This window comes from Gammaproteobacteria bacterium, assembly GCA_015709615.1.
In the GTDB taxonomy this organism is placed as follows: domain Bacteria; phylum Pseudomonadota; class Gammaproteobacteria; order Burkholderiales; family Nitrosomonadaceae; genus Nitrosomonas.
Genome location: CP054179.1, coordinates 2,973,079 through 2,990,011, shown reverse-complemented (window position 1 = coordinate 2,990,011; position 16,933 = coordinate 2,973,079). Strand labels below are relative to the sequence as shown.

At 53.4% G+C, this 16,933-nt stretch carries 15 protein-coding genes; 11 read left to right on the top strand and 4 right to left on the bottom strand.

Annotation, left to right across the window (positions count from 1 at the left end; translation table 11 throughout):
* Nucleotides 1–309: 309 nt before the first annotated feature.
* The 3 genes from HRU77_14280 (at nt 310) to msrA (ending at nt 4,827) form a co-directional block, all read left to right on the top strand.
* On the top strand, nt 310–1,575 hold the full coding sequence (locus HRU77_14280; GenBank protein ID QOJ21745.1) for an MFS transporter: 1,266 nt from the start codon (nt 310–312) through the stop codon (nt 1,573–1,575).
* Nucleotides 1,576–1,782: 207 nt separating this feature from the next.
* Entirely contained in the window at nt 1,783–3,402 is a 1,620-nt protein-coding gene (locus HRU77_14275; protein ID QOJ21744.1) for an MFS transporter, read from the top strand.
* An 87-nt stretch (nt 3,403–3,489) separates the two neighbouring features.
* Nucleotides 3,490–4,827 (top strand): peptide-methionine (S)-S-oxide reductase MsrA, encoded by a 1,338-nt coding sequence (gene msrA / locus HRU77_14270; GenBank protein ID QOJ21743.1) that lies wholly within the window; start codon nt 3,490–3,492, stop codon nt 4,825–4,827.
* Nucleotides 4,828–4,934: 107 nt separating this feature from the next.
* Here msrA and HRU77_14265 read toward each other — a convergent pair whose 3' ends face one another.
* Entirely contained in the window at nt 4,935–5,303 is a 369-nt protein-coding gene (locus tag HRU77_14265; protein ID QOJ21742.1) for a hypothetical protein, read from the bottom strand.
* A 128-nt stretch (nt 5,304–5,431) separates the two neighbouring features.
* Nucleotides 5,432–6,145 carry a Crp/Fnr family transcriptional regulator gene (locus HRU77_14260; GenBank protein ID QOJ21741.1) on the bottom strand — a complete coding sequence of 238 codons (714 nt, stop codon included), beginning with the start codon at nt 6,143–6,145 and terminating at the stop codon, nt 5,432–5,434.
* Between the two features lie 280 nt (nt 6,146–6,425).
* Between HRU77_14260 and HRU77_14255 the strand changes: the two genes are divergently transcribed.
* A complete protein-coding gene (locus HRU77_14255; GenBank protein QOJ21740.1) occupies nt 6,426–6,920 on the top strand; it encodes a YbhB/YbcL family Raf kinase inhibitor-like protein in 495 nt (164 codons plus the stop codon).
* A 72-nt stretch (nt 6,921–6,992) separates the two neighbouring features.
* Here the strand turns inward: HRU77_14255 and HRU77_14250 are convergent, their stop codons facing one another.
* Both HRU77_14250 and HRU77_14245 read right to left on the bottom strand, forming a co-directional pair.
* Nucleotides 6,993–8,756: a hypothetical protein gene (locus HRU77_14250; protein ID QOJ22200.1), complete on the bottom strand. Its 1,764-nt coding sequence runs from the start codon at nt 8,754–8,756 to the stop codon at nt 6,993–6,995.
* Between the two features lie 188 nt (nt 8,757–8,944).
* Nucleotides 8,945–9,358 carry a hypothetical protein gene (locus HRU77_14245; protein ID QOJ21739.1) on the bottom strand — a complete coding sequence of 138 codons (414 nt, stop codon included), beginning with the start codon at nt 9,356–9,358 and terminating at the stop codon, nt 8,945–8,947.
* Between the two features lie 314 nt (nt 9,359–9,672).
* On the opposite strand from HRU77_14245, the gene HRU77_14240 reads away from it, so the two are divergent.
* The 7 genes from HRU77_14240 (at nt 9,673) to HRU77_14210 (ending at nt 16,923) form a co-directional block, all read left to right on the top strand.
* On the top strand, nt 9,673–9,894 hold the full coding sequence (locus tag HRU77_14240) for a YezD family protein (GenBank protein ID QOJ21738.1): 222 nt from the start codon (nt 9,673–9,675) through the stop codon (nt 9,892–9,894).
* A gap of 141 nt (nt 9,895–10,035) precedes the next feature.
* On the top strand, nt 10,036–11,724 hold the full coding sequence (locus tag HRU77_14235) for an alginate export family protein (protein ID QOJ21737.1): 1,689 nt from the start codon (nt 10,036–10,038) through the stop codon (nt 11,722–11,724).
* 30 nt (nt 11,725–11,754) lie between these two features.
* On the top strand, nt 11,755–12,756 hold the full coding sequence (locus tag HRU77_14230; GenBank protein QOJ21736.1) for a sulfate ABC transporter substrate-binding protein: 1,002 nt from the start codon (nt 11,755–11,757) through the stop codon (nt 12,754–12,756).
* 48 nt (nt 12,757–12,804) lie between these two features.
* Complete coding sequence (locus HRU77_14225) at nt 12,805–13,149, top strand: DUF2325 domain-containing protein (GenBank protein ID QOJ21735.1); 345 nt, start codon at nt 12,805–12,807, stop codon at nt 13,147–13,149.
* 101 nt (nt 13,150–13,250) lie between these two features.
* Nucleotides 13,251–14,081, top strand: coding sequence for an EAL domain-containing protein (locus tag HRU77_14220; GenBank protein ID QOJ21734.1), 831 nt, complete (start codon nt 13,251–13,253; stop codon nt 14,079–14,081).
* 120 nt (nt 14,082–14,201) lie between these two features.
* Complete coding sequence (locus HRU77_14215; GenBank protein ID QOJ21733.1) at nt 14,202–15,119, top strand: hypothetical protein; 918 nt, start codon at nt 14,202–14,204, stop codon at nt 15,117–15,119.
* On the top strand, nt 15,106–16,923 hold the full coding sequence (locus HRU77_14210) for a cysteine desulfurase (protein QOJ21732.1): 1,818 nt from the start codon (nt 15,106–15,108) through the stop codon (nt 16,921–16,923). Before HRU77_14215 ends, HRU77_14210 begins: the two co-directional genes overlap by 14 nt.
* Nucleotides 16,924–16,933 lie beyond the last annotated feature (10 nt).

Here is a 16,933-nt window from a genome sequence, read left to right as displayed (position 1 = left end):
TCCTATACCCTTTTTAGATACGAACAATTTACGATTTAATTTAGAAATTGAAGTGGAAATCATTGGCATACAATCAGAGAAATGGAATGTTATCGATGTGCAATCCAACATGTAAGAAAATTCACACTCCTTCCATTCCGCTGCTCAATGCATTATCCGCCCCCTGTTGCAGAATGGCATGACAACCCGGCCGCCTTGTTAACTTCCATAATGCCGTCAAGTTCCATGAAGGTTTGAATAACTTAACTTCTTATGAAATACTCTGCGATTTTTTTACAAAACTCCGCAACATTCTAAGGAAAATCGGTCATGATCAGCCCGTATCGCCAGCACCGCCGCATACTTGTCGCCAGTTTGGTCGGCACCGCTGTCGAATTTTACGATTTTTACATCTATGCGACGGCGGCGGCGTTGGTGTTCGGGCCGCTGTTCTTCCCGGCCAGTTCCGAGGCCGCGCAGTTGATGCTGTCGTTCTTGAGCTTCGGCCTTGCGTTCATCGCCCGTCCGTTTGGCGCGGTGTTATTCGGTCATTACGGTGACCGGATCGGCAGAAAATCGACTTTGGTGGCATCGCTGCTGCTGATGGGTGTATCAACCCTGCTGATCGCGTTCCTGCCGACGTATGCCATGGCCGGCTGGATTGCGCCGCTGCTGCTGTGTATTCTGCGTTTTGGCCAGGGGCTTGGCCTTGGCGGAGAATGGGGCGGTGCTGCATTATTGGCGGTTGAAAATGCGCCTCCGGGGTGGCGGGCACGCTTCGGCATGGTTCCGCAACTGGGTGCGCCGGTCGGTTTCCTTGCCGCCAACGGGCTGTTCTTATTACTGGGCATGGGATTGAGCGAAGCGGACTTTGCCGCGTGGGGCTGGCGCATTCCGTTTCTGGCGAGCGCCATTCTGGTCGGACTCGGTTTATGGGTGCGTCTGAAGATCAATGAAACGCCCGAGTTTGCGCAAGCACTGGCAAAAGATCCGCCGATCCCGGTTCCGATCGGGGAATTGATCCGCAACCACGCACTCGCAGCCTTTGCCGGAACTTTCGCGGTAGTTGCTTGTTTTGCAATTTTTTACCTTTCCACCGCGTTTGCACTCGCGCATGGCACAACCGCGCTGGGATATGATCGCGAGACTTTTCTGGCTGTTCAGCTTGCCGCCACTGTATTCCTTGTGCTCGGCATTATCGCCGCGGGTGTCCAGGCCGATGCGAGCAGCTCGGCACGGGTATTGACATGGGGATGCGTCGCAACCATCGGCATGGGCATGATGTTCGGACCGCTGTTGGGTTCCGGCTCGCTCTGGCTGGTATGGATAGCCCTGTCATTCGCGCTGTTCGTGATGGGTTTTGTTTACGGCCCGCTCGGCGCTTGGCTGCCGTCGCTGTTTCCGCCACGGGTGCGTTATACCGGCGCATCCGTTGCTTTTAATGCCGGCGGCATCCTGGGCGGCGCGGTCGCCCCGGTCGCCGCGCAAGCGCTGAGCGAGTTCGGCGGCACAGCCATCGTCGGCCTTTATTTAACGATGGCGGGAATGTTCAGTCTGGCGGGACTGCTGCTGGCGCGGCGGTATGCAGCGCGATAAAACAAGCTGCGCCGGACGGTTAGCGCGTTCATTCGATGGAGTGAACCCAAGCAAACTTCCGATCTCAAATTCACTGTTGTCATCGCAAAGAGGAGCCTCAGACCATGACCGCCAATATACCTAGCATGATTTTATTCAGTAGCGAGGTAGTAACGCCGGTTAAACGCGACTCCGAAATCTCCGGCATCCTTCCGCGTACCAACTAAAATGCCGGAATCGGTATTCTCACCGTTCAAGCATCGCGTTTTCAGCGTTCTGTGGCTGGCCACGCTGATCTCGAATATCGGTACGTGGATGTTCAATGTCACTTCCGGCTGGATGATGACGGCGCTGTCGCCCTCGCCCCTGATGGTTGCGCTGGTGCAAGCGGCGACGGCGTTGCCGATTTTCCTATTTGCGTTGCCGGCAGGCGTGCTCGGCGATCTTTTCAACCGCCGCAAGCTGTTATTCTGGACGCAAATTTTCCTGGCGGCTGTGCTGTTTATTTTTACTGCACTGCTTTGGCTGGGTATCACCAGCCCCTGGTTGCTGCTGGCGTTCACTTTCTCGATCGGAGTCGGAACCGCCTTTGCGTCACCGGCTTGGCAAGCGATTGTGCCGCGTCTGGTGCCGCGCGACGAACTGGCATCCGCCATTGTCTGGAACGGTGTGAGCATGAATATCGCCCGCGCCACCGGCCCGGCGCTGGGCGGTTTTGTGCTGGCGGCAGCCGGTGCGATGGCGACGGTATTTATCGATGCCCTGTCTTATCTTGCAGTCGCGGCGGCACTGCTATGGTGGCGCGCAACCGCAACGCAAACGGATAACTTGCCGCGCGAGCATCTGAGCGGCGCGCTGCGGGCCGGAATCCGTTTCGCGTTGCACAGCAAACCGTTGCGCTACACCTTGATCCGCGCGCTGGCATTTTTCACCTGCGCATCCGCTTACTGGGCATTGCTCCCGATCGTGGCAAAAGAAACGCTGCAAGGCGGCCCCGATCTCTACGGTATTTTGTTAACCGCACTGGGACTCGGCGCGGTAGCCGGCGCATTCTTGCTGCCGCAACTGCGGAAACGCTACAGCGCAAACACCAACTTGATACTGGCGATACTCGGTACCGCGTTTTGCTTGATAACGTTCGCGCTCGGCCGCCACATGGTGTTCGGCATTTTAGCGGGGTTCATCGGCGGCGTATCCTGGATCATTGCGGTTTCGACACTGAACTATTCGGCGCAAGTCGCGTTGCCGGATTGGGTTCGCGCGCGCGGCCTGGCTATTTTTCAGATGGCGGTTTTCGGCGCTATGGCCGCCGGATCGCTGGGTTGGGGGCAAGTAGCGATCGTCAGCGATCTATCGACATCGTTGATCGCCTCGGGATTACTGGCGCTTGCCCTGATTCCGATCACTCATCGCTTCACGCTCAATCTGGGCGAGCATCATGACCATACGCCTTCGGGACACTGGGTGGAACCGGTTGCGGCTACTGCGGCTGCTCATGATAGCGGCCCGGTGCTGGTGACGCTGGAATACCGCATCGCGGACAAGGATCGCGATGAATTTTTTACGCTGATCCGGGAGCTAGGAACAATCCGCCGCCGCGACGGCGCGATTCAATGGGGATACTTCGAGGATATCGAACAGCGCGGGCGCTTCATCGAAATGTTCATGGCGGAATCCTGGATCGATCACCTGCGTCAGCATGCCCGCGTATCCGCAGCCGACAAAATGTTGCAGGATAAAATTTTCGCTTTGCACCAGGGAACAACGCATCCTCCCGTCACGCATGCCGTGACACCGCAGCCCGGAAGTCCCTCGGAAGCGATTCCCAAATCGCATCACGAACTTTGACTGGTATTGTTCCGTGCGTCCCACTCCTTGAACCGAAACTGTTGCGGAATGTCGAAAAATCACCATAATTTGCACCCGGGGCACACAATGAAAGCTATGATTGCAGTCATCTTAATGATATTTGCCATGACGGTATTTGCAATGGAGAAAACCGTGACATCCAACTCTGTAACATCAAATCCGAACAGTACTACGAAAACCGATTTCATCGTCTTGGGCATGGGGTGTTTCTGGGGCGCGGAGAAGCGCATGAGCGAGATTCCAGGCGTACTCGACGTGGAAAGCGGCTACGCGGGCGGCGATCTTCCCGGCGTTGGTTATCAGCAGATTTTGAATCATGAGCGGATGTTAAGCGCGGGCCGGACAACGGCACGCAATCATGCCGAAGTGATCAAGGTCACTTTCGATCCGGCAAAAGTAACGCTCGAAACCGTGCTGGCGAAATTCTGGGAAAACCACAACCCGACGCAAGGAGACCGCCAAGGTAACGACATCGGCAGCAATTACCGCAGCGCCATTTATTTTCACGACGAATCGCAGAAGAACCTTGCGCTGAGCACACAAAAAGTTTATCAACAGGCGCTGGATACCGCCGGGTACGGAAAAATCACCACGGAAATCCTGCCGCTGAAAAATTACATCACCGCCGAGGAATATCATCAGGATTACTTACGAAAAAATCCCAACGGCTACTGCGGCCTGGGCGGCACGGGTGTGAAATACCCTGCAACGGATCAGAAAGCCGCAAAAAATGATTTCACAGGGAACCCCGCAACCGCCGAACGCATAAAACCGCTGGATGGCAAGGATTTAAACTTTGCCCAGCAATTGGTGATTTTTGAGGCCGAGCATTGCGAGTACTGCAAGCTTTTCGACAAGGAAGTACTTAATCAGTGGCAAGCAACCGTGCCAGTGGCGACAACGATGAACCCCAACCCACCGGCTGGCTGGAATTTGGAAAAACCGCTATTTGCGACACCGACCATCGTACTGTTCCGCAACGGCCAGGAAGCCGCCCGCTACACGGGGTACAACGGGGAAAAAGCTAATTTCTGGAAGTGGCTGGGGTTTCAGCTGCTGTCACCGGAACAGCAAAAAATCGCCTTTGCACAAGGCACCGAACCGCCGTTTACCGCGTCCAACCTAGATGAAAAACGTCCCGGACGGTTTGTCGATCCGATCACCGGCGCCACGCTTTTCCTCAGTCAGACAAAGTTCAACAGCGGCACCGGCTGGCCGAGCTTTTTCGATCCCGTCGAAGGATCGGTAACGCTGCACGACGATTTTTCTCACGGCATGCAGCGCATCGAAGTCCGCAGCGCCAGCTCCGGCATACACCTCGGTCACGTCTTCGACGACGGCCCGCCGCCGAGCTATAAACGCTATTGCATCAACGGCAATGTGCTGAAGTTCATTCCGGATTGATTCGATGATTCCGCTGAGCCAACAATTCTGTGGCCTCTGGAGGCGGAAGGGAAAACTCAATATCCGGCGGTTTATGTGTGATCAAATGGCGTTACTGCCGCTAATTTTTATTTGATTTCCCGGTCTCTTACTTCAGCTTGATAATCGGTCAGCATACCGGCAACGATGATGATGATACCCATCGCTATATAAAAATTCCTTGCCGCTTCTTCATCCGAAAAATTAAGAATAAAGGGGACGGCTATCAACAAAGGGCCAACCATGCGCTCAATCCAGCCATGAACGGTAAATGGAATGAGCTTAACTACCCCAAAAGGAAAATCGGAAGCCAGGGTAACAATCAAATGTACTACGGCAAGGCCATAGGCTAGCATTGCTGATAGCTGGCTTAATCCTAAAAGTGTAGGGGCCAGTAAAAAAATAAAGACAGTCAAAAAATCAAAATAACCGTGTATGCGCGGCGAGATTACTTTCATGTGAACGCTCCTGTATTAATTTTTGGTCACTCCGATAGTCACCATGATCAATAAATTAATACAGTGCGGTCATTGATGTCTGTTATCTGCACAACAAATCTACATATTCCTCACAAAATTCCAAGTCGTCAGGATTGCTGAAATTCGCAAGAATCGGCAAGAGCCGCATCATTAATGCAAATCTGATCGCGCGTGTAATCAAGCATTCCGCGATTTCTGAAATCATTCAAAACCGTGCTCACGACCGAGCGGCTTGCTCCCACTAAATCCGCCACTTCTTGCTGGGTCAAGTGGATTTCCAAGGTATACCCATGCGTGCATCGTATTCCAAACATTCCGGCCAATTCTAACAATGTCGTGATAACGCGCATTTCAACGGGTTGAGTCAGAATAGTTGTTAGTTTGCGTTCCACCCTTTGCTTCCGGGCATACATATCTTCAATGACATACCAAGCCAACTCCGCTTGATGAGACATCATCGCTTTAAAATCGCTATAGGCTATTCGATAGTAATTCACTTCACCCAATGCTTGCGCAGTCTCCTCCATTTCCTGGTCAAGGGAGTTATTCTGAAAACAACCAATGACATCCCCTTTCTTAAGCAGATCAATGGTGATTTCACTCCCCTGTTCGGTTAAATGAGAAAGTTTAACAATACCGCTTTTTATCCAGAATAAATCGGAACAACGATCACCTTGGCGGTAAAGAAAAGTTTTTTTCGGAACATTAATTTCCACAATCGAAGGATAATCCTTCTGCAATTGATTCGTATCACGTTCAAAAAATTCGCTAATCAACTTAGATTTAGCATCGTATGCTATAGATTGCATTTTCAATTCCATTGAAATTTAACTGTATTTAATTATGCAATAATTTAATCGCCTAACGAGCTTAGAAATCAGCAAGAACGTAACAAATCTGACAAATATTGGCAGACGCAGTTAGAATTAATATTAATAGAAACAATAAGATATCACAATAATCAATTTGCAAATCCCTGGTTCGAACCCAGGACGGGAAGCCGCCAATCGCTCCCACGAAAATTACCCCGCATCAATCAAAAAAACTAGAATAATCCATTCAAGTAATAAATAGTATTATCCAATAGGGAGATAAAACATTATGGCTGCTTTAATGATGACGATTTTGACGCTCACTTCAACATCCTTTGCCCACAACGATATGATCCCCGCGCGTTTTACGTGCGACGGACAAAACATCTCACCCGCGCTGAGCTGGACCGGCCTGCCGGAAGGTACGAAAAGTCTGGTGCTGATCGTCGACGATCCGGATGCGCCCGATCCTGCGGCGCCGAAAATGACCTGGGTACATTGGGTACTGTATAACATTCCACCCGCTGCCGCCGGTTTGGTCGAGGGTATTGCAGAGAAAGATTTGCCGCCAGGCGCGTTGCAGGGAATTAATGACTGGAAGCGCGCCGGTTACGGCGGCCCGTGCCCGCCCATCGGCACGCACCGTTATTTTCATAAGTTGTACGCGCTGGATGCCGTGCTGCCGGATTTAAAACATCCAACCAAAGCCGCGCTCGAACACGCGATGAAAGGTCATATCCTGGGCCAGGCGGAGTTGATCGGGCGTTATCAGAAGCAGCATTAAGCGGGTTGATCGTACCGAGCCAATCCCCGGGCATTCCGGCGCTCTTCAGTTTGCTATTAAGGAAGGATTTTTTCACTGCACCGGTCTGCGCGCTTCCCTGAACCAGGCCCGGTATTGCGCCATTTTCGTGCGTTGTTCCGCCGGGGCGTGGCGGCGGCAGGTGGCGTATTCCGCCGTATCCGCTTTGGCGCCCCAGCGGATTTCGGCGCAATCGTTGGGGTTGTAAGCCATTTCAAAAGCCGCTTTGCGCGTCAGCACGTCGGCCAGTGACAGTTCCCACGGGCTGCCGTCGCTGCGCGTGTAGCGGATGCTGCTTTCCAGGATGCGTTGCGCGTGATGCTGCTCGATCTGCGCTTTGGCTTGCGCCGGACTTTGGTTGCCGAGAACGAACAATTTCGGATGACGCAGGATTTTCTCCGGCAAATCGGCTAACACATTGATCGCGATGATCAGGCGCATATCGCGCGATGGCGTGGAGTAATCCTCCCAAGGCCCGAGAGTCTGAAAAATCGCTGCGCCGCCGGGCATTGGGATGACGCTGAGCGGATTCTTGCGGAAATACGCTTCGCCATTGTTGACCGAAGTGACGCGCGTTTCGATTTGTTCGATCAGCGCAGCCAACGTGGCTTCGTACGCTTGCAGGGGATCGAAACCTTCGGGGTTGATGAGTTGCGAAAGCCTGGCGTAGAAACCGTCGGGCGTGAAATGATCTTGCTCCAAGGAATAGGCGGTAAATTCCGGGTGGTTACTCAGCTCGTCATTGCCGAGTACGCGCCATTGGCCGGGAACAGTCTGAATCAACGGGCGGAATGCCTTGAAACCGGGCCCAGCGTTGACGGTATTGGCGAACAGCAGAGTGCCTTCCCACACGCGCTTGCGCGTCACCGAGTTATCCGGTTGCGCATCGACCGCGAGCAGCATGCCGGGACTATCCGCTGTCTGCGGCACCCATTCCGCCAGCACCAAAATATGTCCATACGGATCGGCATACACGGTGCCCGGCCACAGCGTTTCCCGGTTCATCGGAATCGGGTACAAATCGGTCGATTCGTCCTCAAGACCGGTGCGCGCCGAGCCTGAGTGAACGGTATCCACCAGCCGCCGGCTGAATTTCGTGAAATTACTTTGCGAGCTGACGCCACGGGTAAATTCAGACACGATGGTCGGCGCACCGCAACGCGGCGGCGCCTTGGCCGAGCCACGCCCGCACGCGCGGAAAGCAACCGGCAAACCGATCTTCCAGGCAAAATAAGCGCGCAATGTGTACGGCAAATCGGCGCAGTCGGGTGTCAGCGGTAGATTATTGTCTTCATTCTGACCCAGGTAATTGTGCAGAAAATTGCGCTCGGCGTTGCGCAATACCGGTTGCAGCGAGGTAAAGCTGAGATTTTCCGAGGGCGGCGCGCCGAATAACGTTTCAATCCAGGCGGAATAAAACGCCTCGGCGGCAAGATTCCATTCTTTGAGTCTTTCCTGCGCGTTGACCGCACCTGTTGCCCATTTATGACAAGCGGCGAGTTTACCGTCGCGGTAAGCTTCGATACGCTGCAATCCTTCAGTGGATTCCGGCAGTTCGGCAGCCAGACTCCAGGGCGGCCCGCCGCGGCGGCGCGATTGCAGCACGGTGCGCTGACCCTGATTATCGATCAAGACCAATTCCGCCAGCGGCCCATCGGTGGATACCGCCATAATTTTGACGGTTTCACCGGCTTTGGGATTCAGAGGCGAAATCCACAGCTGCGTACCGCCGTGTTGCTCGCACGTTACCTCTTGCGCCAGTACCGGCGGAGCGATGAGTCCTGCCAGTAGCAGTACGAAACATAATGTCAATGGCAAGGAAAGTCCGTTTGCCGCAGCACCGGTTGACTTTAAGCCTGAAAATGCGCGAATGTGCAGTTTAATCAACAAAGATTGCAGACAATTTGCGGCTATGGCGATCATGGCGATACTCCTTTGCGGATTTTGCCGGATGGCGATGGCGCATCACCGGACGGTCATGCCTGCCAAGTTTTTCCTTCGGCAGATTATTCTTTCTTTATAACGGCGACTTCATCCACTATGTCATTTTCGTCATAACTGACTTGAAATGCCATTTCATCGCCACTGAAGGTAATTTCCGTCGGGGTGCCGACCAGTTCCCATAAGCCCAGCGTCACGACATTCGCTGCGCCGTGTAAAAATGCTCTGCCTGCCTTGGCGCCGGTGCTATAGCCTTGCACAAATTTAAATATTTCATAGCGCTTACCGTTGCGGTATTCGCTGATCACCGGCGCGCCGAACTCGGAAATCAGCATGGCTCGGGACGTGCCTTCCTTCAACAAGTCGACATCCTTCTTTTCAGGCTGTTTGGCCGCCATAAAAACAGAACAGCCGGAAAGCGAAACCGCCAGTATTACCAGCATAACCGCAGTTCCTATACATTTTCTTACCTTCGTCATATTCAACCAAATTGATATTCAAAATTCCAACAGTGCATTTTACTGAAATCGCTTCCAGGTTTATCACCTAAATAGCGACTCGCTCAATTAGTTTCTTTATTTCATTACGTTATCGATTCATTCTTCAAACCCGTGCAGCTTAATTCTTTATCGCAACGGGCGCTTTTTATCTCCTCGTGTTTCTCAAGATGCACACATAAAGCTCCATAATAGTTTTATGTTATATAGAAATTAAAAAATATTATTTCTATTTATATAAAAAAATTGCTATCGTTCGCTTCCATTAATTTCCAACACTTTATTGAGTACTGTAAATGACTACTGATTCCGGTTTGGAACACAAAATTGCCGCAACCGGCGATCATGCCAAGAAAATTCCTGCGGAGGTCGCGCAGGAAATTCTGCGCGCCGTTGCGAGCATCGAATACGGATCGATTGAAATCGTCATCCACGACAACCGAGTGGTGCAAATCGAGTGCCGGGAAAAAATTCGTGTCAACCAAAGCGGACCAAGCCGCAAAGCGTTGAAATCCTAATCACCCAAACAGCTTTCCGATTTGATCGGCACACACGGCAGATCGCAAAATAATCATACCGACCAGTCCAACTGGAGGTTAGCAAGTAAACAACATCAGTGACTCAACCGGATTCCCGGAGGGCTTACTAGGAGAATAAGAGTGAAATTTCGTTGGTATTTTTTACCCCTGACAGCATTGAGCGCGCTTGCGATCAATTCCGCCAGTGCATCTTCCGAACAAAAGGCTGCGGTTGACTTTCAGGCAGCGCAACCGGATATTCTGCGCATCGCGCAGCAAGTGTCTGACGAGACCGCAAAACCAGCGGTCAATCAATCACCGGCACAAACCAAACCATCGGATCAAACCAAGCAATCCGATCTGGAAAAATCGCTGCCGGCGATCGTACCCAAACCCAGCGCGCCATCAACCAGCTATCACCGGCGTTCCAACAGCTACGCCACCAATCCCGATTCCGATCCGCCGCGTTATGTGCGCCGCTTGAGCGATATCGGTGTTGAAGCTTTCAAAGATATTAACTGGCTGGAACTCGGTTTTGAGTCGCGCATGCGCTACGAGCACCGTCATAACGACATCCGCCGCATTGAAGGCGGCAACGATGACCCCATTTTTCTGCGCAATCGCGCATGGATAGGGATCAAGGATATTCTCGATCCGTTTCGTTTCGCGGTCGAGTTTCAGGATTCACGGATCGTTAACAACCGCTTTGTCTCGACCGATCAGGAAAGAAATGAGTACGACCTGCTCAACGCGTACGGTGAACTCTATTTCAAAAAAGCGCTCGGCGCCGATGACCGGGGTAATGATCGCCCAATTCGATTCCGGGTAGGCCGTATGGCTTATGAAGCGACCGACCGGCGTTTTATCGCGCGCAACGAATGGCGCAACACCACCAATACGTTTGAAGGCTTCCGCTTGAATCTGGGCCGCGAAGCGAACGATTGGGAAGTTGATTTATTCGGTATGCAACCGGTTAAGCGCTTGCAAACCAAATTTGATGAAGCCAACGATCATTTATGGTTTTTTGGCGCGATCGGCACGTGGCGGCGCTGGTCCGACATCGTCACGATACAACCTTATTACATGGGGCAAAAACAGACGGCCGACCCTACTGGTTTCACCGCGACCAACCGGCTGGACCGGGAAATTCATATGCCGGGATTCCGCGCCTACGGCAATGTCGGCAACTGGTTTGACTTCGATGTCAGCTATAACCGCCAGTTTGGTTACACAGGTCCGAATAGCATCGAGGCGCAAGGCTATACCATCGAACTTGGCAAAACCTTCAATCATGCCTGGAAGCCCCGTATCGGCCTTTTCTATGGCTATGCCAGCGGCGACAAAAATCCCAACGACAATGTCGACAACCGTTTCGATCGCTTCTTCGGGTTTGCGCGGCCTTGGTCGGCGGATCACTATGTGATCTACGAAAACTTGAAAGCGCCGAAAATCCGCTTCGAGTTCAGCCCGACGCAGAAACTCGGGTTTGAATTGGGTTACGGCGGTTACTGGCTGGCCAGCGGCACCGATCGTATGTTCGATATCCTCGACGGCAACATCAGCAACACCGTCAAGGATCCCGGATTCAATCGCGACCGCACCGGCAAAAGCGGCGATTTCGGCGGTCACGCCTTTGAAGGGCGCATCCGTTATCAAGCCACATCGCGCATCAGCACTATCCTCGGCTACACCCACTTCACCGCCGGTGAGTTCGTAAAGAACCGGATCGCGGCCACTTCTTGCGATAACTTGCACAAGCATCCTTGCACCGACCAACGCTCGGGCAACACGGACTTCCTGTACTTTGAAGTGCTTATCAGTCTGTTGTAAATCGTCACCAATTTTCACGGAGAAAAAATTATGAACATCAAATCATGGCTCACCACAAGCTTCCTGACAGCGGCTTTGCTCACCGGCAATAACGTGCTGGCGGAAAAAACCTTGCTGAATGTTTCCTACGACCCGACACGCGAGTTGTATCAGGAATTCAATGCGGCTTTCGCCAAATACTGGCGGGAAAAAACCAAAGAAACCGTAAAGATCCAGCAATCGCACGGTGGATCCGGTAAACAAGCACGCTCCGTCATTGACGGTTTGGAAGCCGACGTGGTGACGCTGGCGCTGGCCAACGATATCAACGCCATCGCTGAGAAAGCCAAATTGCTGCCGGAAAATTGGCAGGCGCGGCTGCCGCTCAACAGCACGCCGTACACCTCGACCATCATTTTTCTGGTGCGCAAGGGCAATCCCAAGGAAATCAAGGATTGGGACGACCTGGCCCGCCCCGGTGTGGCGGTCATCACACCGAACCCGAAAACCTCCGGCGGCGCACAGTGGAATTATTTAGCGGCTTGGCAATACGGCAAACGTAAATTCGGCGACGAGAGCAAAGTCAAGGAATTCGTCGGCAACATTTACAAAAATGTGCCGGTACTGGATTCCGGCGCGCGCGGATCGACCACGACGTTCGTCGAACGCGGTGTCGGCGATGTGTTCATTTCCTGGGAAAACGAGGCGTTCCTGGCGCTCAAGGAATACGGCGCGGACAAATTTGAAATCGTTATCCCGTCGCTCAGCGTGCTGGCCGAACCGCCGGTTGCGGTCGTCGATAAAGTCGTCGACAAACGCGGCACACGCCAGGTTGCGCAGGCGTATCTCGAGTACCTTTACTCCGAAGAAGGCCAGGAAATAGCCGCCAAGCATTTCTACCGCCCTACCCTCGGCAAAGTGGCGGAGAAATACGCCGGACAATTCCCCAAAGTCGAATTGTTCAAGATCGACGAGGCGTTCGGCGGCTGGAAAAACGCCCATAAAACGCACTTTGCCGATGACGGCACCTTTGATCAGATTTATCTGAAGTAACGACAACACAGCGCGCCGCAGCGCGCTGTCAGACCAGGAGGATTCAACATGACCGTGCTGATTGTGGGTGGCGATTACATCACCTCGTTCAAACAGTTCATTGCCGCTCAACGCAATGCCCGCATCGAGCATTGGAGCGGCCGCGCCAAAGGGTTCAATAAACGGCAATTGCCCAGTGAAACACAATTGGTGATCGTGATTTGCGATTTCATTAATCACAACCTAGCCAATTCGATCAAGGAGCAAGCCAACCGCAGCGGTATTCCGCTGGTTTATTGCCATCGCTCCGTGAACGAGCTGAAACGCAAATTAATGGATGTATATCCGGCGGATAAAAACGGTTGTGACGGAAGTTGTTGCCGCCTCGGTAACGAATCCCGGAAATTGCATTAAAGAATCCAACGGGCGGCGGACGAATATCCGGCAAGTCTGTTGCCAAGCAACCGGCTTTGCCGCCCGCACGCAGCAGCATTCACTTCAATGGAGACTATTCCATGAATACAAAAGCAAACAATACGCATATTGTGCTGGATGAATTTGAGCTCATCAATTCAGCCACCGATTACACATTGAAACGCGCACCTAACGGCTGGATCAGCGGTTATTTTTATCAATGCGAATTGACCAGCGTTTTTCAACCCATTTTCAACGCCGATCATGGCAGAACCATAGGGCACGCCGCCTATGTGCGCTCCAAGTCGAACGAAGAAATCGCGCTTTGGCCATGGCAAGTTTTCGCCATGGCGTCCAAGGACGATCAATTGATCGAACTCGACCGTTTATGCCGGGCGATCCATGCGTTGAATTATTATTTCAACCACTCTTCCCAGTCGGACAATTTATATGTCGAGGTTCATCCGCGTTTGCTGGAAAGCGTCAAGGACGATCACGGCCGCTCGTTTGAAAACTTTCTCGACCTGATCGGCGTGAAAACCTCGCGTGTCGTGATCGAAATCCCGGCCATCATCAACCGCAACTGGAAATTGCTGCAGCATGTCATCGGCAATTACCGCTCGCGCGGCTACCGCATCGCCGCCAACTACACCGGCAACCGCAGCGATTGGATGGCGGAACTGGGCAGTCTGTATCCGGATGTCGTGCGCATCTCGGCCAGCGATCTGCTGCGCCATGAAGCCGTCACGGCCTTGACGGATACCGTGCACAGCTTCGGCGCCAGCGTGCTGGTGCGGGACATTGAAACGCCGGAACAACTGATTGGCGCCAAACGCAGCGATGCCGATTATTTGCAAGGCAATCTGCTGGGCAAGACGGCATCTGCGATCGAAACCGCCGAACTGCCGGTGATCGCCAAGCCGGTTAATTAGAACTTAGCGAAACTCTGAGAAATCCAGCTTCGGAGCTTACCTGGAAACACACAACAATCGCCCCGGATACCCGGGGCAACCTGACAAATTTGCAACACTCTATCCTAAGGAGAAAATGAAATGACCGATATCCATCAAGCCCATACCGCATTAAGCGACGTTGCCGCCCGCACGCTTGCCAATGCCACCAAAACCGTGCCGATGATGGGCACCATCACGCCGCGCTGGCTCACCCACTTGTTGAATTGGGTGCCGGTCGAGGCGGGTATTTACCGCGTGAACAAAGTGAAAGATCCCGATCAAGTGGAAGTCGATTGCTCCGCCAAGGATGAGCGCGAACTGCCGGCCACGTTTGTGGATTACGAGGAATGGGGACGGGAGTATGTGCTGAGCGCGGTGAATACCGTGCTAGATGTCCATACGCGCGTATCCGATCTGTACAGCAGTCCGCACAACCAGATCCGCGAGCAATTGCGCCTCACCATCGAAACGGCAAAAGAGCGCCAGGAAAGCGAGTTGATCAACAACAAGGAATACGGTTTGCTGAACAACGTCGCGAAATCCATGAAGGTGAAAACACGCACCGGCGCGCCCACTCCCGACGATCTCGATGAACTGATTTCGCGCGTATGGAAAGAACCAGGTTTCTTTCTGGCGCACCCGCAGGCAATCGCCGCCTTTGGCCGCGAATGTACCCGCCGCGGCGTTCCCCCTCCGACCGTTTCGCTGTTTGGTTCACAGTTCCTGACCTGGCGCGGCATCCCGCTGATACCGAGCAACAAGCTCAATATCACCGGCGGTAAAACCAATATTCTGCTGTTGCGCACCGGAGAAAGCCGTCAAGGGGTGGTCGGGCTTTATCAGCCGAACTTGCCGGGCCAGCAAGGCATGGGATTATCGGTGCGTTTCATGGGCATCAACCACAAGGCAATCGCTTCTTACCTGGTTTCCCTCTATTGCTCACTGGCCGTGCTAACCGAAGATGCGCTCGGTGTGCTCGAGAATGTCGAAGTGGGTCAATATCATGAGTACAAGTAATCTCGATCAATTGGCGGGAGAAAGCTTGCATGCGGCGTCCGGTCACTTGCCGGATGTCGAGTTGCTGACACGCCTGGCCAATGAATTCTTTTCCGCTTTACCTAACTCAAGCGCGCCGCCAGCGGCGGCTGCGCCAGTATCGGCACAAGCTCTGGAAATTCCCGCGTTTCCCGCGGATCATCCGCATGTGGGAAATTTCGCAGTGCAACCGGACATTCCGTTACCGTTTGAAAGCGAATTAAATACGCTGTTTGCGCCGGGTAAAGATATTCCCCCGTCTTTATCCGGCATAACACACACGGCGAGCACTTCCTCCACGTCAGCAACGTTTGCAGCGTTGCAGCAAGCTCCCGCATTGGCCCCCTTCCCTTCAACTGCGGGAGTTCTTGCTTATCCATCCACCGTTCCGTTGCCGTTCGAAGACGAGTTGCGCGCACTGCTTCCGCCGGTGCAAGCCGCTTCGCATCACTCTGCAAGCGCTCCCATTGCGCAAAACCCGGCAACGGCATTTTATTTTCTCGACGGCATGCCATCATCCGTTCCGGATGATACGGTTGCGCAATTCGCATCCGCGCACCCGCCTTTTGACGTCAATGCTATCCGGCGCGACTTTCCGATCCTGAAAGAATTGGTCAACGGACGCCCGCTGATTTGGCTGGACAACGCCGCGACCACGCAAAAACCGCAATCAGTCATCGATCGGCTCAGCTATTTCTATCAACACGAAAACTCCAACATCCACCGCGCCGCGCATGAATTGGCGGCGCGCGCGACCGATGCTTACGAAGAAGCGCGCCAGAAAGTTAGCCGCTTCCTCAACGCATCGTCAGCGGACGAAATCGTTTTTGTGCGCGGCACGACCGAGGCCATCAATCTCGTGGCGCAAAGCTGGGGGCGGCAGCATATCGGTGAAGGCGATGAAATCGTCATTACTTGGCTGGAACATCACGCCAATATCGTGCCGTGGCAGCAATTGTGCAACGAGAAAGGCGCCATACTGCGTGTCGCTCCGGTCGACGATCAAGGCCAAATCTTGTTGGAAGAGTATCAAAAACTGCTCAATTCGCGCACCAAATTGGTAGCATTTTCGCAGGTATCGAATGCGCTCGGCACCATCACACCGGCGCAGGAAATGATCGCGATGGCGCATCGCGTTGGTGCACGCGTATTGGTCGACGGCGCGCAATCCGTGTCGCATATGCGCGTCGATGTGCAACAGCTGGATTGCGACTGGTTTGTTTTTTCCGGCCATAAGGTGTTTGCGCCGACCGGCATCGGTGCGTTGTTCGGCAAAGCCGAGCTGCTGAATTCGATGCAGCCTTGGCAAGGGGGCGGCAACATGATTCAGGACGTCACTTTCGAGAAAACCACGTACCATGCGGCACCGGCCCGCTTTGAAGCGGGCACCGGCAATATCGCCGATGCGGTTGGATTGGGTGCGGCGATCGATTACGTGCAACGCATCGGCATCGACAACATTAGCCGCTACGAACATCAACTGCTGGTTTATGCCACGCGCGGCCTGAGTTCGATTCCGGGTTTGCGTTTGATCGGCACCGCGGCGGAAAAAGCCGGTGTGCTGTCTTTCGTGTTAGCGGGTTTCAGCTCCGAAGAAGTCGGCACGGCGCTCAACCGCGAAGGCATCGCGGTGCGCGCTGGTCATCATTGCGCGCAGCCTATCTTGCGCCGCTTCGGCCTGGAAACCACGGTACGGCCATCGCTGGCATTCTACAACACTTGCGCGGATATCGATTTTCTCATCGCCGCGCTGCACCGCATCCAAAGCGGGCGGACGAGTTTCTGATCATGAATGG